The organism is Streptomyces sp. NPDC005808 (assembly GCF_042871385.1).
Classification (GTDB): domain Bacteria; phylum Actinomycetota; class Actinomycetes; order Streptomycetales; family Streptomycetaceae; genus Streptomyces.
In genome coordinates, this window is the sequence record NZ_JBIAIK010000010.1 from 57,896 (window position 1) to 78,585 (window position 20,690).

Genomic DNA, 20,690 nt, shown 5'->3' on the forward strand with positions numbered 1-20,690 from the left:
CGCCGTCGACCGCGGGCCCACCCGGACTACCACTGGGGCGGGCTGGCGATCGACCGTGCGAGGACGTCGTCAAGGACGCGGGCCGTGGTCGGTACGTCGAGCTGCGAGTTGTCGATGATGGGGAGCCCCGAGCCGTACCAGCCGGCCATCCGGCCGTGGATGCGGGCGACTTCCTCGTCGGTGAGGCGGCGGTTTCCGGAGCGCTCGGCGTTGCGCTCCAGGACTATCTCCAGGCCCGGCAGCAGGACGACGGGAAGCAGGCCCGGCCCCACGTGCCGCTTCCAGCCGCCGAGGCCGACGACCGGGCGGTCCGGGAAGACGGCGTCGTCGAGGATGCAGGAGATGCCGTTGGCCAGGAAGTTCCGCGCGGCGAATCCACAGGTGCGGCGGGCCAGGCGGTACTGCGCCTCCGAGTGGTCGTTCCACCCCGACTGCGGGTCCGCGAAGCCCGAGCGCACCCATTCGCGTACGTCGTCGAGGCTGATGTGGGCGGTCGGGACCCGGCGGTGATCGGCCCAGTACTTGGCGACGCTGGTCTTCCCGGCGCCCGCGGGACCGATCAGCAGCACCGCGAGCGTGGTGGACGTCGGGTCGGCCTGGCCGACGACGGGCGGCGCGCTCGGCATGGCGACGGGTCCGCCCGGGGGCAGCTGCACATGGCCGGTGGTGTCCGGCTTGGGCGGCAGGGGGGCGTGCTGCGGTACGTGCGGGTGGGGCGCCAGGTGTCCCGGTGGCGGGCCGGTGAAACCCGGGACCGACGGGGGCGGGGGTACGGGACCCGGGTGTCCGGGCTGCGGTCCGGCCGGCGACCAGCCGGCGGCCGGTCCCTGCCCCGGCTGGTGGGGCGGCGGCAGCGGACCCCCCACTGCGTGCTGCATCCGGTGCCACTCCGTCTCGTACAGGCAATTGGCGCTGCGCGAACGGGGTCTCGGTCCCGCTCGCTACCGAACGGTACCTTCCCCGGCCGCCGTTGTGTGAACGGCCGGGGAGGGTACGAAGTGCCCGTCGGCCAGGGGCAAATCGGGCCAAGTGCGGGCCCGTTGGACGTTAAGTTCTTAAGTCACGTCGCCCCGAGCCGTCGATCCGCGCCTACTCCCCCACTTCGGCGTACGCGGCGAGGAGAACGGCCGGGTCGGGGCCCTCCAGGACGGTCGGCTTGGCGAGGCCGTCGAGGACGATGAAGCGGAGCAGGTTGCCGCGGGACTTCTTGTCGACCTTCATGTTCTCCAGGAGCTTGGGCCACTGGTCGTAGCGGTAGCTCAGCGGGAGGCCCACGGACTCCAGGATCGTACGGTGGCGGTCGGCGGTCGCGTCGTCCAACCGGCCCGCGAGGCGGCCGAGTTCGGCGGCGAAGTGCATACCGACGGAGACGGCCGCGCCGTGCCGCCACTTGTAGCGCTCGTTCTTCTCGATCGCGTGCGCGAGGGTGTGACCGTAGTTGAGGATCTCGCGCAGCCCGGACTCCTTGAGGTCGCCGGAGACGACTTCCGCCTTGACCTTGATGGACCGCTCGATCAGCTCGGCCGTGTGCGGACCGGCCGGCGTACGGGCCGCCTCCGGATCCTCCTCGATGAGCTCCAGGATCACCGGGTCGGCGATGAAACCGGCCTTGATGACCTCGGCGAGCCCGGACACGAAGTCGTTGACCGGCAGCGAGTCCAGCGCGGCCAGGTCGCAGAGCACACCGGCCGGCGGGTGGAAGGCTCCGACGAGGTTCTTGCCCTCGGCGGTGTTGATGCCGGTCTTGCCGCCGACCGCCGCGTCCACCATGGCCAGCACCGTGGTCGGGACGACGATCCAGCGCACCCCGCGCAGCCAGGTCGCCGCCACGAACCCGGCCAGGTCGGTGGTGGCGCCGCCGCCGACGCCCACGATGACGTCGGTACGGGTGAAGCCGGACTGCCCGAGCGCCTTCCAGCAGTACGCGGCGACCTCGGCGGTCTTGGCCTCCTCGGCGTTCGGCACCTGGATGGCGACGGCCTCGTAGCCCTGCTCGGCCAGGTCGGCACGGAGGGCCTCACCGGTGCCGGCGAGCGACTCGGGGTGGATGACCGCGACCCGCTGCGCCTTGTCACCGATCAAGGCGCCGAGCTCACCGAGGAGTTGACGGCCGACCAGGACCTCGTAGGGCTCGGTGCCCGCGGTTCCGCCGACCTGGATACGGGTCACTGCCTCGCTCATGCTTCCTTCAACTCCAGTGCGTCGAGGACCGCTTGGGTGACCTCTTCGGGGATGCGGTCGTCGGTGGCGACGACCGCCCGGGCGACCTCGGTGTACAGGTCGCGGCGCGCCTCCATCAGCTCACGCCACTGCCGGCGCGGGTTGACGGCCAGCAGCGGCCGCGCCGCGTTCAGGCCGGTGCGCTTGACCGCTTCCTCGACGTCCATCGAGAGGTACACGACCTGGTGCCCGGCGAGCAGAGCGCGTGTCTCCTCGTCCAGGATCGCGCCGCCGCCGAGCGCCAGGACACCGTCGTGCTCGGCCAGCGCCCGCTTCACGGCCTGCTTCTCGATCGCGCGGAAGACCGGCTCACCCTCGTCGACGAAGATGTCGGCGATGGTGCGGCCCTGCTCGCCCACGATGTCGTCGTCGGTGTCCCGGTAGACACAGCCGAGCCGCTCGGCGAGCAGCGCACCCACCGTGGACTTGCCCACGCCCATCGGGCCGACGAGGACGATCCGCGGACCGGTCACCGTACGACCAGGTTCTCGAGGTAGGACCGCACGTTGCGGCGGGTCTCCGGGACGCTGTCCCCGCCGAACTTCTCCGCCACCGCGTCCGCCAGAACCAGCGCCACCATCGCCTCCGCGACGATCCCGGCTGCCGGAACCGCGCACACGTCCGAACGCTGGTGATGCGCCTTGGCCGCCTCACCGGTGGCCACATCGATGGTCGCCAGCGCGCGCGGCACGGTCGCGATCGGCTTCATCGCCGCACGTACGCGCAACAGCTCACCGGTGGTCAGACCGCCCTCGGTGCCGCCGGAACGCCCGGTGGTGCGCCTGATGCCGTCCTCCGTCCGAGCAATCTCGTCGTGCGCCTGCGACCCCGGCACCCGCGCCAGCTCGAACCCGTCGCCGACCTCGACACCCTTGATCGCCTGGATCCCCATGAGCGCGGCCGCGAGCCGGGCATCCAGCCGCCGGTCCCAGTGCACGTGCGAGCCGAGACCCACCGGCACGCCGTACGCCAGCACCTCGACCACACCACCGAGCGTGTCGCCGTCCTTGTGGGCCTGGTCGATCTCCGCGACCATCGCCTTCGACGCGTCACTGTCCAGGCAGCGCACCGGGTCGGCGTCGAGCTTCTCCACATCGGAGGGCTTGGGGTAGAGGCCGTACGGGGCCTTCGCCGCCGCCAGTTCGACGACATGCGAGACGATCTCGATCCCGGCCGTCTCCTTCAGGTACGAACGGGCCACCGCACCCAGCGCCACCCGCGCCGCCGTCTCCCGCGCGCTGGCCCGCTCCAGGATCGGCCTGGCCTCGTCGAAGCCGTACTTCTGCATGCCCGCGAGGTCCGCGTGACCGGGCCGGGGCCGGGTCAGCGGAGCGTTGCGGGCCACGTCGGCGAGGATCTCGGGATCGATGGGGTCGGCCGCCATGACCTGCTCCCACTTGGGCCACTCGGTGTTGCCGACCATGATGGCCACCGGCGAACCGAGGGTGAGCCCGTGGCGTACGCCGCCCAGGAAGGTGATCTCGTCGCGCTCGAACTTCATCCGGGCACCGCGCCCATAGCCGAGCCGCCGCCGGGCCAGATGGTCCGCCACCATGTCCGTGGTGATCGGCACGCCGGCGGGAAGTCCCTCCAGCGTCGCGACAAGTGCGGGACCGTGGGATTCCCCCGCGGTCAGCCAGCGCAACCTGCTCAACGGTGCTCCTCATGCTCGCGCCCTGGTACTGCTGCTGCGTACGCGTGTCCTCGCGTACCGCGACGGCGCGGCCGGGTGCGCGGCCCAGGCCCGCCACCCCGATCCTCCCACGTCCACGTATCAGAACCGGTCACAGGTCCATCAGACGGACGGACCCCGGCGGGTCAGCGCCCGGCGAGAGCGTGCTCGCCGGCCTTCCGCATGGCGTCGAGCGGCGCGGGGGAACGCCCGGTCATCTGCTCGACCTGGAGCACCGCCTGGTGCACCAGCAGATCGAGCCCGCTCACGACAGCCCCGCCGTACGCCGACCAGCGCGCCGCGAGCCGGGTCGGCCACGGGTCGTACAGCACGTCGAAGAGGGCGGCCGGCTGCTCGGGGACGGCGGATGCCAGCGCGTCCGTGGCGCCCGCAGGAGTGGTGGCGATCACCAGTGGCGCGCGCAGCGCCCGGTCGGCCTCGGCCCAGTCGGCGATGCGCACGTCGACGTCCAGGCGGCCGCCCCATTGCCGCATCTCGGCGGCACGCTTCGCGCTGCGGACGTATGCGACGACCTCGCCCGTGCAGATCCGTGCCAGCGCGGCGAGCGCCGACGAGGCGGTGGCGCCGGCACCGAGGATCGCGGCGGAGTCGACCTGCTCGATACCCCGTTCGCGCAGGGCGGCGACCATCCCGGGGATGTCGGTGTTGTCACCCACACGACGGCCGTCCTCGGTGAACACGACCGTGTTGACTGCCTCCACCGAGCCCGCCGTCTCACTGATCTCGTCGAGCAGTGGGATCACGGCCCTCTTCAACGGCATCGTCAGCGACAGCCCTGCCCACTCCGGCCCGAGCTTCCCGAAGAACTCCGGCAGCGCCTCCTCGTCGACCTCGAAACGGTCGTACGACCAGTCAGCGAGGCCGAGTTCCGCGTAGGCGGCACGGTGCAGCACCGGGGACAGGGAGTGGGCGATGGGAGAACCGAGTACCGCGGCGCGGCGCCCTTTCCTGTGCTCAGCCGTCATTGGCGCGTTGCGCATTGAACTCTTCGACCAACTTCTCGTGCTCGGCCAAGGTCTTGGTGAAATCGGTCGTCTTTCCGTCGATGGAGATGAAGAACATCCATCCACCACTGTCCGGATTCATCGCGGCATTCAGCGCGTCATCGCCTGGATTTCCGATCGGCCCGGGCGGAAGACCCTTGTAGAAGTACGTGTTGTACGGATCGTCGTAATTCCGGATCTCCGTGGTGGAGATATCGATCTTGCTCTCGTTCTTGAGATAGTTGTACGTCGAGTCGAATTCGAGCTTCTGATTGGTCACCGTGTTCGTCGACTTGAGGCGGTTGTAGACGACGGCGGCCATCTTCTTGAAGTCATCGTGCGTGATGCCTTCGGCCTGAACAAGGCTCGCAACCGTGATGACCTGCAACGGGTTGTCCAGGTTGAGCGTCTTGGCTTTCGCTTCGAGATCGTACTCGCCGTACTTCTCGGCGGCCTGCCCGACCATTTTCTTCAATACGTCCGCGGGCTTCATACCCTTGGCAGCCGGATACGTTGCCGGGTAGAGGAAACCTTCCAGCGGATCCTTGATCTTGCTGCTGTTGTTGGCCCAGTCCGGAAGTCCGAGGCTCTTGTATTCCTTCTCGGCGACACTCTTGGTGGTACCGTCAGCAATTTCGAGTTTCTTGTCGATATTTGCGTAAACATCAACGTTGCGCTGACCGGGTGTGACGATCACGTTGTTCTGACTCTTCGGGTCGAGCATCATCTCGACCGCACTCTGCGCCGACATCTCTTTCTTCAGCAGATAGGCGCCCGCCTGGATCTTGTCTCCATCGGGGCTCTGCGACTGCGCCGAAACGAAGGCGTCGACACTCTTGACGACGCCTGCTTCCTTCAGCTTCTGACCGATCGCGTACCCGCCCGAACCCTCGGGGATTTCGACCGTCACCGTCTCGCTCGTGCCGTCCCCCGCATAGTCGGGCGCCGCGCCGAAACGATCCTGGTAGAACTGGTACCCGAAATACCCGACCCCGCCGATCCCGCCCCCGAAGACCAGGACGACCACCAGACAGGCACACCCGCTGCGGCGTTTCTTGCCCTTGCCGCCGCCTCGGCCCTTCTTGTCACCTCGTCCGCCGCGGCCCTTCGGATCGTCGTCGGCGGAGTCGTCGTCATCGTCGCCGCCCCCCGCGAAGAAGGCGTGCTCACCCTGATCGGGTCCGGGATCCCAGTCGGTCTTCGGCTCGGGTTCGGCGCGACGGCGGGCCGGCGGCTCGGGCGGCGGGTAGGCGTCGGGGGTCCCGTACTGGTCGGGCTGCTCCCCGCCGTACGCGACGGGCTGGCCGCCGTAGGGGTCAGCCGGGTCGGCGGGGTAGGGGACCTGCTGGTGCGCCCCGTTGCCCCAGCCGCTGTTGTCGTACTGCTGCTGGCCCTGACCGCCGTGCTGCTGTTGCTGACCCTGATTCAGATACTGCTGTTGCTGACCCTGGCCCGCGTAGGGCTGTTGCCCTTGACCGCCGTACTGCTGCTGGCTCTGGTCCGCGTACTGCTGCTGACCCTGGTCGACGTAGGGCTGCTGACTCTGGGCAGGGAACTGCTGGGGCCCCTGGCCCTGATACTGCTGCTGTTCCTGGCCGTAGCCACCCTGCTGACCGGTGGCCCACTCGCCGTACTGCTGGTGCTGCTGCTGGTGTTGTTGCTGTTGCGGCTGCTGCGGATACTGCTGCGGCTGGCCGCCGTAGGGGGGTTGGCCGTCGTCGGCCTGCCCTCCCCATCCGTTGTCCCCGAACAACGGGTCCTCCGGATGCCACGGTTCGGAGCCTGGGCCCCGGCCATACTCAGTCATTGATCCCCTAGAGCCGCGAGGCGGCGGGCACGCGGTGCTTGCGGCACCGCCTCCGTTCCGTCTCTTCTGCTGTGCGGCGGCTGTTCGAACAGAGCCGCATCGCGCGGAACGTTACCGTATCGCGATCAGACAACCACTTCGACGCCCTCGCCGGGAGATCTACCCGACACCCGTTCGGACTCCAAAGCCTGCTGAAGGATGATCACGGCGGCTGCCTGATCGATGACGGACCTGCCCTTCTTGGCCTTCACGCCCGAGGCGCGCAGGCCCTGACTGGCCGTCACCGTGGTCATGCGCTCGTCCACGAGCCGGACCGGAACGGGAGCGATGCCGCGGGCGAGGTCCTGGACGAAGGCACGGACCTTGACCGCGGCCGGGCCCTCGCCGCCCTTGAGGGAGCGAGGGAGGCCGACGATCACCTCGATCGGTTCGTACTCCTCGACAAGCTGCTTCAACCGGCGGTGCGCGGCCGGGACATCGCGCCCCGGGACCGTCTCGACCGGAGTCGCGAGGATCCCGTCGGGGTCGCAGGACGCGACCCCGATACGGGCATCCCCGACGTCGATCGCAAGACGACGTCCTCTGCGCATGTCCGAAGCCCCTACTTGGCCGTCTCGGCGACGAGCCGCTCGACCGCGTCGATGGCCTCGCCGACAGCCGCCGGGTTCTGGCCACCGCCCTGGGCGACGTCCGGCTTGCCGCCACCGCCGCCGCCGAGGGTCTTGGCGGCCGTACGGACCAGGTCGCCGGCCTTGAGACCGCGCTCTCGGGCGGCTTCGTTGGTGGCGATGACCGTGAGCGGCTTGCCGTTCGCCGTCGTGAACAGGGCGACCACGGCGGGCCGTCCGCCCTGGATGCGGCCGCGCACGTCGAGGACCAGCTTGCGCAGGTCGTCGGCGCTGGTGCCGTCCGGGACCTGGCCGGCGACGAGAGCGACACCGCGTACGTCCTTGGCGGAGTCGACGAGACCGCCGGCGGCCTGGAGGACCTTCTCCGCGCGGAACTTCTCGATCTCCTTCTCGGCGTCCTTCAGCTTGCCGAGCATGGCGGAGACCTTCTCCGGGAGCTCCTCGGGACGGCCCTTGACCAGCTCCTGGAGCTGGGCGACCACCGTGTGCTCACGGGCGAGGAAGTTGTACGCGTCCACGCCGACCAGGGCTTCGATGCGGCGCACGCCGGAGCCGATGGACGACTCGCCGAGCAGCTTGACCAGGCCCAGCTGGGCGGTGTTGTGGACGTGCGTGCCGCCGCACAGTTCCTTGGAGAAGTCGCCGATGGTGACGACACGGACGCGCTCGCCGTACTTCTCGCCGAACTCGGCGATGGCGCCCTGCTTCTTGGCCTCGTCGAGGCTCAGGACCTCGGCGTGCACGTCCAGGTCGCGGGCGAGCACCTCGTTGATCTGCTGCTCGACATCGGCCATCACCGTGTGCGGTACGGCGGCCGGTGAGCCGAAGTCGAAGCGGAAACGGCCGGGCTGGTTCTCGGAACCGGCCTGGGCGGCCGTCGGGCCGAGGGCGTCGCGCAGCGCCTGGTGGGTGAGGTGCGTGGCCGAGTGGGCGCGGGCGATGGCCTTGCGGCGGCGGGCGTCGATGGAGGCCTGGGCCTTGGCACCGAGGGTGACCTCGCCGACCTGGACGACGCCCTTGTGGACGTACACACCCGGGACCGGCTTCTGGCAGTCGCGGACCTCGACGACGGCACCCGTGTCGAGCCTGATGCGCCCGGTGTCGCCGATCTGGCCGCCCCCCTCGGCGTAGAACGGGGTGCGGTCGAGGACGATCTCGACCTCGTCGCCCTCGGTGGCGGCGGGCGACGAGGCGCCGTCGACCAGGATGCCGACGACCGTCGACTCGCCCTCGGTTCTGTCGTATCCGATGAAGTCGGTCTCACCGGCGGCGTCGGCGATCTGGCGGTAGGCGCCGAGGTCGGCGTGGCCGGTCTTCTTGGACCGGGCGTCGGCCTTGGCCTTGTCCCGCTGTTCCTTCATCAGGCGGCGGAAGCCGTCCTCGTCCACCGAAAGGCCCTGTTCGGCGGCCATTTCGAGGGTGAGGTCGATCGGGAAGCCCCAGGTGTCGTGGAGCAGGAAGGCCTTGTCGCCGGCCAGCACCTTGCCGCCGGCGGCCTTGGTCTCCGAGACGGCGGTGTCGAGGATGTTCGTGCCGGCCCTCAGCGTCTTGACGAAGGCGGCCTCCTCGGCGAGGGCCACGGTCTCGATGCGCCTGCGGTCGGAGACCAGCTCCGGGTACTGCCGGCCCATCATCTCGATGACGACGTCGACGAGGTCCTGCACGACCGGGCCGGTGGCTCCGAGCAGCCGCATGTTGCGGATGGCACGGCGCATGATGCGCCGCAGCACATAGCCACGGCCTTCGTTGCCGGGCGAGACGCCGTCACCGATGAGCATCACGGACGTACGCATGTGGTCGGTGACCACGCGCAGCGAGACGTCGGAGGCCGGGGCCGCGCCGTACTCGACGCCGGTCAGCTCGGTGGCCTTCTTGATGACGGCCATCGAGGTGTCGATCTCGTACAGGTTCTGCACGTCCTGCAGGATCATGGCGAGACGTTCAAGGCCGAGGCCGGTGTCGATGTTCTTGCTGGGCAGCTCGCCGAGGATCTCGAAGTCCTCCTTCGAGGTGCCCTCGCCGCGCTCGTACTGCATGAAGACCAGGTTCCAGATCTCCACGTACCGCTCGTCATTGACGGCCGGGCCGCCCTCGACACCGAACTCCGGACCACGGTCGTAGTTGATCTCGGAACACGGACCACAGGGGCCGGGGACCCCCATGGACCAGTAGTTGTCCTTCTTGCCGAGGCGCTGGATGCGCTCGGCGGGGACGCCGATCTTCTCGCGCCAGATCTGCTCGGCCTCGTCGTCGTCCAGATAGACCGTGATCCACAGGCGCTCCGGGTCGAGCCCGTAACCACCCTTGTCCTGGGGCGAGGTGAGCAGCTCCCAGGCGTAGGTGATGGCGCCTTCCTTGAAGTAGTCGCCGAAGGAGAAGTTGCCGCACATCTGGAAGAAGGTGCCGTGCCGGGTGGTCTTGCCGACCTCTTCGATGTCGGGCGTGCGCACGCACTTCTGCACGCTGGTGGCGCGCGGCCACGGCGGCTTGACCTCACCGAGGAAGTACGGCTTGAAGGGGACCATGCCCGCGGGGACCAGGAGCAGAGTCGGGTCGTCCGCGATGAGCGACGCCGAGGGGACGACGGTGTGACCGCGCTCCTCGTAGAAGCTCAACCAGCGGCGGCGAATCTCGGCCGACTCCATCAGTGGTCCTCATTCCGGTTGTACGTGTACGTCGACCTCTCGACGTACGTCGGGTTCTTGCTGTAGTCCGGGTTGTTGCGGTTCTCGATCGCGGCACGGCGTCGGGGGCCCGGCAGTTCGCGGTCGACGGGCGCGTTCAGACCGAGCACCTCGTCGAGTTCGGCCTCGCGCTGGAGCATGCCGTCGCGGACGTCGAGCGCGAAGTCCTTGAGCCGGTGGCCCGCGTCGATCGCCTTGTTCGCGGCCTGCGCCGCGAGGCTCTCGGGGGTCAGCTGCCTGAGCTTGCGGTTGACTTTGGTGGTGGCCCACACGCCCGCGGCTGCGCCCGCGGTGAACCAGAACGTACGGCGGAACATCGCTGCGTCAGTCCTTCTTCCGCTTTCCCCGTCGCGCCGACGGGACGGTGCGGCCCACGATCACGGTACGGCGGGACGCCTTGGGTGGCTCGTTCTCGCGACGGCCTCCGATGGCCCGGCGCACGCCGTAGCCGAAGGCTGCGACCTTGACCAGGGGGCCGCCGAAGGTGGAGGCGACCGTGGTGGACAGCGCCGACGCGTTCGACGTGACCTCCTGGACGTCGGAGGCGATGGCGTCGACGCGGTCGATCTGGGTCTGCGCGGAGCGCACCGCCGAGGAGGCGTCGGCAAGCAGCGGGACGGCCTGGTCGGTCACGTCCGCCACGAGCTTGGTGGTCGCCTTGAGCGTCTGGGCCAGCCTCGCCAGCGCGACGGCGAGGAAGGAAACCAGGATCGCCCAGAAGACGGCCACCAGGATCCCGGCCACCTCTCCACCGGACACTGTGTGCACCCGCTCCCTGTACGTGCATTGAACCTCGGAAACCACCATTACGGTTTCCCGAGCCTATCGCGCCGAGGCCGTCGTTCCGTACCGCATTACCGCCCCCCGGCACCAGACCTACGGGAAGCGATTGTACGGACCGCGCCCAGGTCAGTACGCTCCGTGTCCCATGCGAGGCTCTCAGCGCTCCGACCGTGCAACGCTCGGCAATCTGCCCCTGGAACTCAACGCGTTCGTGGGCCGCTCGGCCGAGCTCGCCCGCCTCGCCGAGGCGCTGGAGACGTCCCGGCTGGTGACGGTGACGGGCATGGGGGGCGTCGGCAAGTCACGGTTCGCGGCGCGGGCCGCGGCACAGACGGACATGCGCGAGGGGGCTTGGCGCGTGGAGCTGTCCGCGGTGCGCGAGCCGGACCTCGTCGAGCACGCCGTCGTCGAGGCGCTGAGCCTGACGGACCACACGTCGAGGCCGCCGCGCCAAGTCCTTCGCGAGGATCTCGCCGAGCGCCAACTCCTGTTGGTTCTGGACGGGTTCGAGCATCTGGTGGACGGCTGTGCCTCGCTGGTGGCCGAGCTGCTGCGGTGTGCGCCGGGGCTGCGGGTGCTCGCCGTGGGGCGTCGGCCCCTGGATCTGGCGGGCGAGCGGCTGTTCCCGCTGGCGGCGCTGACCGAGTCCGAGGCGGCGGAGCTGTTCGAGGACCGGGCGGCGGCCCGGCTGCCCGGGTTCGCGGTGGACGACGGCAACCGGTCCGACGTACGGGAGCTGTGCCGGCGCCTCGACGGGATCCCGCTCGCCGTCGAGCTGGCGGCGGGGCGGTTGAGCGCCCTCTCCCCCGCCCAGCTGCTGTCCCGTCTGGAGGACCGCTTCCGGCTGCTGACAGGCGGCGGGCGTGACGCACTCCCGCGGCATCAGACCCTGCGCACGGCGATCGGCTGGAGCCATGAACTGTGCACACCCGAGGAGCGGCTGCTGTGGTCGCGCCTGTCGGTGTTCGCGGGGCAGTTCGCCCTGGAGGCCGCGGAGTACGTGTGCAGCGGCGACGGCCTGCACAGCGACGATGTCCTCGATGTCCTGGGCGAGTTGCTCGCGCAGTCCGTGCTGTCCCGCGAGGAGACGGCGGCGGGGGTCCGCTACCGGATGCTGGACACGGTCGGCGCGTACGGCGCGCACTGGCTGGAGGCGACCGGCGATGCCCCGCGGCTGCGTCGCCGCCACCGCGACTGGTACATGGGCCTGGCCACCTGGTGCGAGCTGGACTGGTTCTCGCCCCGGCAGGACGAGGTCGCCGCGCGCGTCGAGACGGAGCTGCCGAATCTGCGCCGCGCTCTGGAGCACTGTCTGACCGAGCCGGGTGAGGCACATCTGGGCCAGTACCTCGCGGGCACCCTCTGGTTCTACTGGGTCGGCTGCGGCCGGCTGTCGGAGGGACGGCACTGGCTGCAGCGCGGCGTGGAACTCGACGGTGACCGTGACCAGTCGCGGCTCAAAGCGCTGTGGGTGCTGGGCTATGTGGCGGTTCTGCAGGGCGACATGATCCCCGCACTGACCGCGCTGCAGGAGTGCCGTGCGGAGGCGGACCGTACCGGCAACCCCACGGCGGTGGCCTATGCCGAGCACCGCACCGGCTGCCTGGCCCTGCTCTCGGACGACATGCCACGCGCCGAAACCCTGCTGCGCTCGGCGCTGGAGCGCTACCACGCGATCGGCGAGCTCAACAGCAATGTCCTGATGGGCCAGGTCGAGCTGGCGATGGCCCTGGCGTTCCAGGGAGATCTGCCGGACGCGGTGAATCTGTGCGAGGACGTCCGCCAGGTGTGCGAGGACCACGGAGAGCGCTGGGCACTGGCGTACGCGTTGTACGTCCTGGCGTACGGGGCTCTGGCCGAGCGCGATCAGGCACGGGCGCGGCGCCTCCTGGAGGAGAGCATCGGCATCGGCCACGCCTTCAACGATCTGCTCGGCACGGTCCTCGCCATCGAGCTGCTCGCGCTGGTCACCGCGGAGGAGGGCGATCCGGCGGAGGCCGCCCTGCTGCAGGGAGCCGCTTCCCGCATGTGGCCGTCGGTGGGCCTGCCGCTGTTCGGCTCGGCGTACTACAACGCGCCGCACGAGCGGTGCGAGGCGAGAGCCCGGGAGCGGCTGGGTGACGGGCGGTACGAGGAGTGCGTACGGGAAGGGGCGCGGCTGGGGCAGGAGGCGGCGGTGTCGCGGGCGCTGGGGCGGGCCGGGGTCCGGCCGCTCGGTGCGGTTCCGGCGCCGCGCGCGCTGCGTCCGGACATGCGGAAGCCCGCCGTCTCGCCCACCTCGAAGGGCGGCGAGACGACGGGCTGACACGCAGGTGGTGCTACGTCTGCCGGAGAGTGATCAGCGGGCGTAGTACTCGACGACGAGCTGCTCGTCGCAGATCACCGGGATCTCCTTGCGGTTCGGCTCGCGGTCCAGGCGGAACGCCAGGGCGCCGAGGTTCACCTGGAGGTAGCGCGGGGTCTCGCCGTCGGGGGCGAACCCACCGGCGCGGGAGACCTCGAACAGCGTCTTGCTGCGGCTGCGCTCGCGGACCATCACGACGTCGTCCGGCTTGACGCGGAACGACGGCTTGTCGACCTTGCCACCGTTGACCTCGATGTGGCCGTGGACGACCATCTGGCGGGCCTGGTAGATCGTGCGGGCGATGCCCGAACGCAGGACCAGCGCGTCAAGACGGCGCTCGAGCTCGATGATCAGAGCCTCACCGGTCTTGCCCTGAACCTTGGAGGCACGCTCGTAGGCGCGGACGAGCTGACGCTCGGACACGTCGTACTGCGCGCGCAGACGCTGCTTCTCGAGCAGACGGACCTTGTAGTCCGAGTTCTGCTTACGGCCACGGCCGTGCTCGCCCGGCGGGTAGGGGCGGGCCTCGAAGTACTTGACGGCCTTCGGGGTCAGCGCGATGCCGAGGGCACGCGACTTCTTGACCTTGGGGCGGGACTGATTCGCCACTTCTTCTCTTTCCTGGGTTTCGGCTCACCAGAGTTAAGGGAGGTCGCATCCGCAGCCTGGGAAACCCCGCGGGCCCTTGATGGACCTGCTGGGCAGCCGCTCCCTGGACTGGGCACATACGTGCAGCACGCGAGTGGCCCACCGACCGTTTCCCGATACCGGGAGGGTGGTGGGCTGCCCGCGACACCTTCGACGGTGCGCGACGCTCCTGGAATCCCCCGTGGAGGCGGGGCTCCGGCTGGATGTCCCGTTCTGGTGGTGCCGACCGGAGCCGGACACGGGACGCAGCGCTTCGAGGATTCTACAGGGTGGTCAGGACCGCCCTCGACCGAGGTGCTGCCTGGTCCATTCCACCGCGTCCGCGTAGCGCGCCTCGGCGCCATGACGGGTCGGGGTGTAGTACTCCCGGTCCTTGAGCTCCTCCGGGGCGTACTGCTGCGGGGCGATGCCCTCGGGCAGGTCGTGCGGATACACGTATCCCTGCGCGTGCCCGAGCTTGGCGGCGCCCTTGTAGTGCCCGTCGCGCAGATGCATCGGCACGGGGCCCGCGTGCCCCTTGCGTACGTCCTCCATGGCGGCGCCGATCGCCATGGTCGCGGCGTTGGACTTCGGGGCCAGGGCGAGGGCGATGGTGGCGTGGCTGAGGGTGAGCGCGGCCTCGGGGAAGCCGATCATGGCGACGGCCTGGGCTGCCGCGACGGCTATGGGCAGCGCGTTCGGATCGGCCAGGCCGATGTCCTCGCTGGCGGAGATCATCAGGCGGCGGGCGATGAAGCGGGGGTCCTCACCGGCCTCGATCATCCGCGCCAGGTAGTGCAGGGCAGCGTCCACGTCGGAGCCGCGGATGGACTTGATGAGAGCGCTGGCCACGTCGTAGTGCTGGTCGCCGTCGCGGTCGTACTTCACGGCCGCCCGGTCGACGGTCTCCTCCAGGGTCTGGAGGGTGATCTCCGGCTCGCCCTTGTCGAGCGCGGCCCCGGCGGCGGCCTCCAGGGCGGTGAGCGCGCGGCGGGCGTCACCGCCGGCGATCCGCAGCAGGTGCTCCCCGGCGTCCTCGGGGAGGGCGACAACGTCCTTGAGGCCGCGCTCGTCGGAGAGCGCCCGCTTAAGGAGGCCGCGCAGGTCATCGTCGCTGAGCGGTTCGAGGGTGAGGAGCAGGGAGCGGGAGAGCAGGGGCGAGATCACCGAGAAGTACGGATTCTCGGTGGTCGCGGCGATCAGCGTCACCCAGCGGTTCTCGACGGCCGGGAGGAGGGAGTCCTGCTGGGCCTTGCTGAAGCGGTGGATCTCGTCCAGGAAGAGGACGGTCTCCTTGCCGAAGCCTCCGGTGGCACGGCGTGCGCTCTCGATGACCGCGCGGACTTCCTTGACGCCCGCAGTGATCGCGGAGAGCTCGACGAAGCGTTTGTTGGTGGCCTTGGAGACCACGTACGCCAAGGTCGTCTTCCCGGTGCCGGGCGGGCCCCAGAGGATCACCGAGGAGGGTCCGGCCGGGCCTGTGCCGCTCTCACCGACGAGTCTGCGCAGAGGGGAGCCCGGCTTCAGCAGATGCTGCTGTCCCACGACCTCGTCGAGGACACGCGGGCGCATCCGGACCGCCAGGGGACTGCTGGACGGGTCCTTCTCCTGGCGTTCTTCCGCTGCGGCGGTGAATAGGTCGGGCTCCACGGACAAAACCCTATGTCACGCCACTGACAGCGCCGTCACGCCCGGGAAGGGCCGCTGTCAGCTGGTCCAGAAGTCCCACCAGCGCGTCAGGATCAGCATCCCGATGATCCCGATGTGCAGCACCGGCAGGACCCAGGTGAACTCGCCGAAGAAGCTCTTCAGCCAGTTCGGCGCGGGCAGGAAGCCGTTGCGGATGTTGGACGAGGTCACGTACCAGAACATGATGATCGTCGCGGCCCACGCCAGGCAGCACCACAGGCAGAGCGAGTTGATGCGGTACAGCGACTGGAACTGCAGCCAGGTGCAGAATCCGACGCCGAAGAGCGTGCCGAAGTTGAAGGTCAGCCAGTACCAGCGCGGATAGGTGGCACGGGCCAGCAGGCTCATGCCGACGCCGATCACGATGGCGTACGTCACCAGGCCGAGCATCGGGTTGGGAAACCCGAAGGCCTCGGCCTGGTCGCTCTTCATGATGTTGCCGCAGGACACAACCGGGTTCAGGCTGCACCCGGGCACGAAGTTCGGGTTCTCCAGCAGCTTGAACTTGTCGATCGTGATGACCCAGGAGGCCAGCAGACCGGCCGCACCGGTGATCACCAGCAGCAGGGCGAGCGCACGGCTGCCGCCGACCGTCCGCGGGGCGGCGGCGGTGCGGTCGTCGTGGTCGGTGGAGACGTCCTTGACTGTCGTCTTGCTCATCACGCCGTTTCCATGGTTTCGAAGGGGCCTGCGGGCACGGACATTGTGCCGCACGCACACGCGTGACCACCGTTCGATGGGCATAAGCAAGCACGCACTGCGGCCGGTTGTGCGATGCCGTTCGAGCGGCCCGCGCCCTCAGCCCAGCCGCCCCGCGAGTTCCGCCACGATGCCCTCGACCGCCACGGCGACCTGCTCCCCGGACTCCATGTCCTTGAGCTGCACCACGCCCTCGGCGAGATCCCGCTCACCTGCGACGATCGTGTAGCGGGCGCCCGAACGGTTCGCGTTCTTCATCGCGCCCTTGAGCCCCTTCGCGCCGTAGGAGAAGTCCGCCGCGATGCCCGCCCTGCGCAGCTCGGTGACCGCACCGAAGAGCACTCGTCGGGCTTCCTCCCCCAGGGGGACCGCGAACACGCTGGTTGACGCGGGGAGTTCGAGCGAGACGCCCTCGGCCTCCATGGCGAGGACCGTACGGTCAACGCCCAGTGCCCAGCCGACGGACGGCAGCGCGGGTCCGCCGATCATCTCGGACAGACCGTCGTAACGACCGCCGCCGCCGACCGCGGACTGGGAGCCCAGACCGTCGTGGACGAACTCGAAGGTGGTACGGGTGTAGTAGTCGAGCCCGCGCACGAGCCTCGGATCGTCCTCGAAGGAGACACCGGCGGCCGTGATCAGCTCGCGCACCTCCTCGTGGTATGCCTTGCACGCGTCGCACAGGTAGTCACGCAGCAGCGGCGCGCCGGTCAACTGCTTCTGGACGTCGTCGCGTTTGTCGTCGAGAACCCGCAGCGGGTTGATCTCGGCGCGGCGGAGCGTCTCCTCGTCCAGGTTCAGCCCGCGCAGGAAGTCCTGGAGGGCGGCCCGGTAGACGGGCCGGCACTCCTTGTCGCCGAGGGAGTTCAGCAGGATGCGGAAGTCGCGCAGTCCCAGCGAGCGGTAGGCCTGGTCCGCCAGGATGATCAACTCGGCGTCCAGCGCCGGGTCCTCGGCGCCGATGGCCTCGGCGCCGACCTGCGAGAAGTGCCTGTAGCGGCCCTTCTGGGGGCGCTCGTAGCGGTAGTAGGAGCCCGAGTACCAGAGCTTGACGGGGAGGTTGCCCGCCTTGTGCAGGTTGGCCTCCAGCGCGGCGCGCAGCACGGACGCGGTGCCTTCGGGGCGCAGCGCCAGCCTGTCGCCGCCCTTGGTCTCGAAGGCGTACATCTCTTTGGTCACGATGTCGGTGGACTCGCCGACCCCGCGCGCGAACAGCTCGACGTTCTCGAATCCGGGCGTCTCGATGTAGCCGTAGCCCGAGTTCCTGAGCGGGGCGGCGATCGCCTCGCGGACCGCGAGGTACTTGGCGCTCTCCGGCGGAACCAGGTCGTACGTGCCCTTGGGGGCCTTGAAGGTGCTCACGAAGTCTCTCGTCACATTCCTCGTCGGGGAGCGTCGAGGCTCCCGGGGCCGGCCGCCACCTGCCGCAGATACGGGTTGGTGGCGCGCTCCTGGCCGATGGTGGTCTGGGGGCCATGGCCGGACAGCACCACGGTCGAGTCGTCGAGCGGCAGGCACACGCGGGCCAGCGATTCGAGGATCTCGGCGTGCGAGCCGCCGGGCATGTCGGTGCGTCCGATGGAGCCGGCGAAGAGCAGATCCCCGGAGAAGAAAACGGGGGGAATGTCCGTGTTCTCGGGCATCTGGAAGGCCACCGACCCCTTGGTATGGCCGGGCGTGTGCGCGACGGACAGCTCCAGGCCGGCCAGCTCCAGCCGTGCGCCGTCGGTCAGTTCGCGGACGTCGTCCGGCTCTCCCACGGTCAGTTCGCCCATCAGCGGCATCCCGATGGCGCGGCCGAGCGCCTTCTCGGGGTCGCTCATCATGTACCGGTCCTCGGGGTGGATCCAGGCCGGTACGTCATGCGCTCCGCACACCGGGACGACCGAGGCGACATGGTCGATGTGGCCATGCGTGAGGATGACCGCGACGGGCTTGAGCCGATGCTTCCTGAGCGCGTCCTCGACTCCCTGGGCGGCCTGATGGCCCGGGTCGATGATGACGCACTCCTCACCCGCGCCGGGGGCGACCAGATAACAGTTGGTCCCCCAGGCCCCTGCGGGGAACCCGGCAATGAGCACGATCGTCCTTTGTTTGTGGCGTACGAGGTCATACGGCGTCGTACGGGGCGGGCGGCTGTGGATCAGAGCCTACCGGCGCTGCCGAATCCTCAGCGAACCCATATACGGTACGGGGCACACGCAGGCGGTCGGCTCACAAGACGCACGCGTCCCACTTGACGTACGAGACGCATGAGGAGAAAACCCGGTGGTCACCCAGGAGCAGCGGCGGCGTCAGCTCGCCCGGGAGAAGTTCTTGCGACAGCAGCAGCGGCGAACTGCCGCGCGGCGCAAGACACACGCACGCAACGCGATCATCGCCTCGGTCCTCGGCGTCATCGTGATCGGCAGCGTGGTGTCGTATGCGACCGGGGTCTTCAAGAACGACGACAAGGCGTCCAACGCGGCCGCGGAGGCGACTCCGAGCGCCTCGGCGCCGAGCGCGGTGCCGGATCCGTGCGAGAAGGCCGCCGCGGGCGAGGTGAAGACGGAGACCTGGAAGACGGAACCCGCGATCACCATCGACAAGTCCGCGGACTACACGATGAAGATGGCGACGACCTGCGGCGAGATAGACATCGCGTTGAAGACGGCCGCGGCGCCGCACACCGTGAACTCGTTCAGCTTCCTCGCGGCCAAGGGTTACTTCGATCACACGAAGTGCCACCGGCTCACCACGAACGGCATCTACGTGCTGCAGTGCGGTGACCCGACGGGCGCCGGCTCCGGCGGCCCCGGCTACACGATCCCGGACGAGAACCTGAAGGACAAATCCCTTGCGGGCGGCGTCTATCCGGCGGGCACCATCGCCATGGCCAACACCGGCCAGGCGCACACCGGCGGCAGCCAGTTCTTCCTCGTCTACCAGGACAGTCAGCTACCGGCCAGTTACACACCGTTCGGAACCATTTCCAAGGACGGAATGGCGGTCCTTGAGAAGATCGCGGCGGCCGGCGAGAGCACCGGCGCGGGCGACGGAGCACCCAACGCGACCGTCGTGATCAACAAGATGACCGTGACGAAATCCTGACCGCCAGCTGCGAAATTTCGGTCGCGCGGGATGCGGACAGCCGCCCTGCCGGTCGCCTATGTTGGCCGTTACGAAACTGTGGACGATGCCCGGGGGCGCTGACGCCTCTCGCAGGCATCATGTGGAGGAGGCGCTGTGAGCAGCGACCCGTGGGGCCGCGTCGACGAGACGGGGACCGTGTACGTGCGTACGGCCGACGGCGAGCAGGTCGTCGGCTCCTGGCAGGCCGGTTCTCCTGATGAGGCGCTGGCCTACTTCGAGCGCAAGTACGAAGGCCTGGTTGTCGAGATCGGCCTCCTCGAAAAGCGAGTGAAGACCACCGACCTGTCGGCGAAGGACGCTCAGGCCGCCGTCGCCCACCTGCGCGAGCAGGTGGACGCACACCACGCGGTCGGCGACCTGGCCGCGCTGCGGGAGCGGTTGGACAAGCTCGTCGAAACGGTCGACGCGCGCCGTGAGGAGCGCAAGGCGCAGCGGGCCAAGCAGTCCGACGAGGCGCGGCACGCCAAGGAGGCGCTGGTCGTCGAGGCCGAGGAGCTGGCGCAGAGCGACCAGTGGCGGGCGGCCGGTGAGCGGCTCCGCGCCCTGGTGGACACCTGGAAGGGGCTGCCGCGGCTCGACCGGAAGTCGGACGACGAGCTGTGGCACCGCTTCTCGCACGCGCGCTCGGCGTTCTCCAAGCGCCGTAAGGCGCACTTCGCGTCGCTGGACGCGCAGCGCGAGGACGCCCGCAAGGCCAAGGAGAAGCTGGTCGCGGAGGCCGAAGGACTGTCCTCCTCGACGGACTGGGGTCCGACGGCGGCGCGTTACCGCGAGCTGATGACGGACTGGAAGGCCGCGGGCCGTGCGCAGCGCGAGCACGAGGACGATCTGTGGAACCGCTTCCGCGGCGCGCAGGACGTCTTCTTCGCGGCCCGCAGTTCGGTCTTCGCCGAGCGTGACGCCGAGCAGACGGAGAACCTGAAGCTCAAGGAGGAGCTGGCCGAGGAGGCCGAGAAGCTCCTCCCGGTGCAGGACCTGAAGACGGCCCGCGCCGCCTTCCGTTCCCTCAACGAGCGCTGGGAGGCCATCGGCCACGTGCCGCGCGATGCCCGCCCGAAGGTCGAGGGCCGGATGCATGCGGTGGAGCGGGCGCTCCAGGAGTCCGAGGAGACCGAGTGGCGCCGGACGAACCCGGAGGCACGCGCGCGTGCCGAGGGTCTCACCGGTCAGCTCCAGGCCGCCGTGGACAAGCTCCAGGGCCAGATCGAGACGGCGCGCGCCGCGGGCAACACCGCGAGGGCCGACAAGCTCCAGAAGGAGCTCGACGGCCGTCAGGCGCTGCTCGACCAGGCGCTGAAGGGTCTGCAGGAGTTCGGCGGCTGAACAACGGCGGTCAAGTCATCCGCTTCTACGTAGAGGGGCTCCCGTACGCAACGTACGGGAGCCCCTCTACGTGGTGT

Annotated in this window: 18 protein-coding genes; 3 read left to right on the forward strand and 15 right to left on the reverse strand. The window is 69.3% G+C overall.

All coding sequences use genetic code 11. From position 1 onward, the window contains the following. Positions 1-26: 26 nt before the first annotated feature. From ACFYPC_RS22580 to ACFYPC_RS22625, 10 genes are all read right to left on the reverse strand, one after another. Entirely contained in the window at positions 27-878 is an 852-nt protein-coding gene (locus ACFYPC_RS22580) for a Pro-rich N-terminal domain-containing protein (protein WP_388679017.1), read from the reverse strand. A gap of 211 nt (positions 879-1,089) precedes the next feature. Continuing rightward, positions 1,090-2,181 (reverse strand): 3-dehydroquinate synthase, encoded by a 1,092-nt coding sequence (gene aroB, locus ACFYPC_RS22585; protein ID WP_388679019.1) that lies wholly within the window; start codon positions 2,179-2,181, stop codon positions 1,090-1,092. Then, positions 2,178-2,660, reverse strand: coding sequence for a shikimate kinase (locus tag ACFYPC_RS22590; protein WP_388679467.1), 483 nt, complete (start codon positions 2,658-2,660; stop codon positions 2,178-2,180). The genes aroB and ACFYPC_RS22590 overlap by 4 nt, the downstream gene beginning before the upstream one ends. Positions 2,661-2,689: 29 nt before the next feature. Further along, positions 2,690-3,874 carry a chorismate synthase gene (gene aroC, locus ACFYPC_RS22595; RefSeq protein WP_388679022.1) on the reverse strand — a complete coding sequence of 395 codons (1,185 nt, stop codon included), beginning with the start codon at positions 3,872-3,874 and terminating at the stop codon, positions 2,690-2,692. 164 nt (positions 3,875-4,038) lie between these two features. After that, the gene (locus ACFYPC_RS22600; protein WP_388679025.1) at positions 4,039-4,878 is read right to left on the reverse strand and encodes a shikimate dehydrogenase; all 840 of its coding nucleotides are present in this window, start codon (positions 4,876-4,878) and stop codon (positions 4,039-4,041) included. After that, positions 4,868-6,703 (reverse strand): endolytic transglycosylase MltG, encoded by a 1,836-nt coding sequence (gene mltG / locus ACFYPC_RS22605; protein ID WP_388679028.1) that lies wholly within the window; start codon positions 6,701-6,703, stop codon positions 4,868-4,870. The genes ACFYPC_RS22600 and mltG overlap by 11 nt, the downstream gene beginning before the upstream one ends. 125 nt (positions 6,704-6,828) lie before the next feature. Continuing rightward, on the reverse strand, positions 6,829-7,293 hold the full coding sequence (gene ruvX, locus ACFYPC_RS22610; protein ID WP_388679031.1) for a Holliday junction resolvase RuvX: 465 nt from the start codon (positions 7,291-7,293) through the stop codon (positions 6,829-6,831). Positions 7,294-7,304: 11 nt separating this feature from the next. Further along, entirely contained in the window at positions 7,305-9,977 is a 2,673-nt protein-coding gene (alaS, locus tag ACFYPC_RS22615; RefSeq protein WP_388679033.1) for an alanine--tRNA ligase, read from the reverse strand. After that, positions 9,977-10,333 carry a DUF6167 family protein gene (locus ACFYPC_RS22620; RefSeq protein ID WP_388679035.1) on the reverse strand — a complete coding sequence of 119 codons (357 nt, stop codon included), beginning with the start codon at positions 10,331-10,333 and terminating at the stop codon, positions 9,977-9,979. The genes alaS and ACFYPC_RS22620 overlap by 1 nt, the downstream gene beginning before the upstream one ends. A gap of 7 nt (positions 10,334-10,340) precedes the next feature. Further along, on the reverse strand, positions 10,341-10,784 hold the full coding sequence (locus ACFYPC_RS22625) for a DUF948 domain-containing protein (RefSeq protein ID WP_388679037.1): 444 nt from the start codon (positions 10,782-10,784) through the stop codon (positions 10,341-10,343). Between the two features lie 160 nt (positions 10,785-10,944). On the opposite strand from ACFYPC_RS22625, the gene ACFYPC_RS22630 reads away from it, so the two are divergent. Then, positions 10,945-13,104, forward strand: coding sequence for an ATP-binding protein (locus tag ACFYPC_RS22630; RefSeq protein ID WP_388679040.1), 2,160 nt, complete (start codon positions 10,945-10,947; stop codon positions 13,102-13,104). A 33-nt stretch (positions 13,105-13,137) separates the two neighbouring features. On the opposite strand, the gene rpsD is transcribed toward ACFYPC_RS22630, so the two are convergent. The 5 genes from rpsD to ACFYPC_RS22655 all read right to left on the reverse strand — a co-directional run bounded on the left by rpsD (position 13,138) and on the right by ACFYPC_RS22655 (position 18,239). Next, a complete protein-coding gene (rpsD, locus tag ACFYPC_RS22635; RefSeq protein WP_043683972.1) occupies positions 13,138-13,752 on the reverse strand; it encodes a 30S ribosomal protein S4 in 615 nt (204 codons plus the stop codon). Between the two features lie 312 nt (positions 13,753-14,064). Continuing rightward, a complete protein-coding gene (locus ACFYPC_RS22640) occupies positions 14,065-15,420 on the reverse strand; it encodes a replication-associated recombination protein A (protein ID WP_388679043.1) in 1,356 nt (451 codons plus the stop codon). Between the two features lie 57 nt (positions 15,421-15,477). Beyond that, a complete protein-coding gene (locus ACFYPC_RS22645) occupies positions 15,478-16,119 on the reverse strand; it encodes a vitamin K epoxide reductase family protein (protein WP_388679046.1) in 642 nt (213 codons plus the stop codon). A 138-nt stretch (positions 16,120-16,257) separates the two neighbouring features. Beyond that, on the reverse strand, positions 16,258-17,520 hold the full coding sequence (hisS, locus tag ACFYPC_RS22650) for a histidine--tRNA ligase (RefSeq protein ID WP_388679048.1): 1,263 nt from the start codon (positions 17,518-17,520) through the stop codon (positions 16,258-16,260). Positions 17,521-17,531: 11 nt separating this feature from the next. Continuing rightward, entirely contained in the window at positions 17,532-18,239 is a 708-nt protein-coding gene (locus ACFYPC_RS22655) for an MBL fold metallo-hydrolase (RefSeq protein ID WP_388679050.1), read from the reverse strand. A 187-nt stretch (positions 18,240-18,426) separates the two neighbouring features. Here ACFYPC_RS22655 and ACFYPC_RS22660 point away from each other — a divergent pair, with 187 nt between their 5' ends. Then, positions 18,427-19,248, forward strand: a complete 822-nt coding sequence (locus tag ACFYPC_RS22660; protein WP_388679053.1) for a peptidylprolyl isomerase — start codon at positions 18,427-18,429, stop codon at positions 19,246-19,248. 135 nt (positions 19,249-19,383) lie between these two features. Beyond that, positions 19,384-20,613, forward strand: a complete 1,230-nt coding sequence (locus tag ACFYPC_RS22665) for a DUF349 domain-containing protein (RefSeq protein ID WP_388679056.1) — start codon at positions 19,384-19,386, stop codon at positions 20,611-20,613. Positions 20,614-20,690: the final 77 nt, after the last annotated feature.

Coding starts and splice junctions, on each gene's coding strand:
- ruvX (WP_388679031.1), bottom strand. CDS start 7,293: ATGCGCAGAGGACGTCGTCTTGCGATCGACGTCGGGGATGCCCGTATC.
- ACFYPC_RS22620 (WP_388679035.1), bottom strand. CDS start 10,333: ATGTTCCGCCGTACGTTCTGGTTCACCGCGGGCGCAGCCGCGGGCGTG.
- ACFYPC_RS22590 (WP_388679467.1), bottom strand. CDS start 2,660: ATGGGCGTGGGCAAGTCCACGGTGGGTGCGCTGCTCGCCGAGCGGCTC.
- alaS (WP_388679033.1), bottom strand. CDS start 9,977: ATGGAGTCGGCCGAGATTCGCCGCCGCTGGTTGAGCTTCTACGAGGAG.
- aroB (WP_388679019.1), bottom strand. CDS start 2,181: ATGAGCGAGGCAGTGACCCGTATCCAGGTCGGCGGAACCGCGGGCACC.
- mltG (WP_388679028.1), bottom strand. CDS start 6,703: ATGACTGAGTATGGCCGGGGCCCAGGCTCCGAACCGTGGCATCCGGAG.
- ACFYPC_RS22600 (WP_388679025.1), bottom strand. CDS start 4,878: ATGACGGCTGAGCACAGGAAAGGGCGCCGCGCCGCGGTACTCGGTTCT.
- ACFYPC_RS22580 (WP_388679017.1), bottom strand. CDS start 878: ATGCAGCACGCAGTGGGGGGTCCGCTGCCGCCGCCCCACCAGCCGGGG.
- ACFYPC_RS22630 (WP_388679040.1), top strand. CDS start 10,945: ATGCGAGGCTCTCAGCGCTCCGACCGTGCAACGCTCGGCAATCTGCCC.
- ACFYPC_RS22645 (WP_388679046.1), bottom strand. CDS start 16,119: ATGAGCAAGACGACAGTCAAGGACGTCTCCACCGACCACGACGACCGC.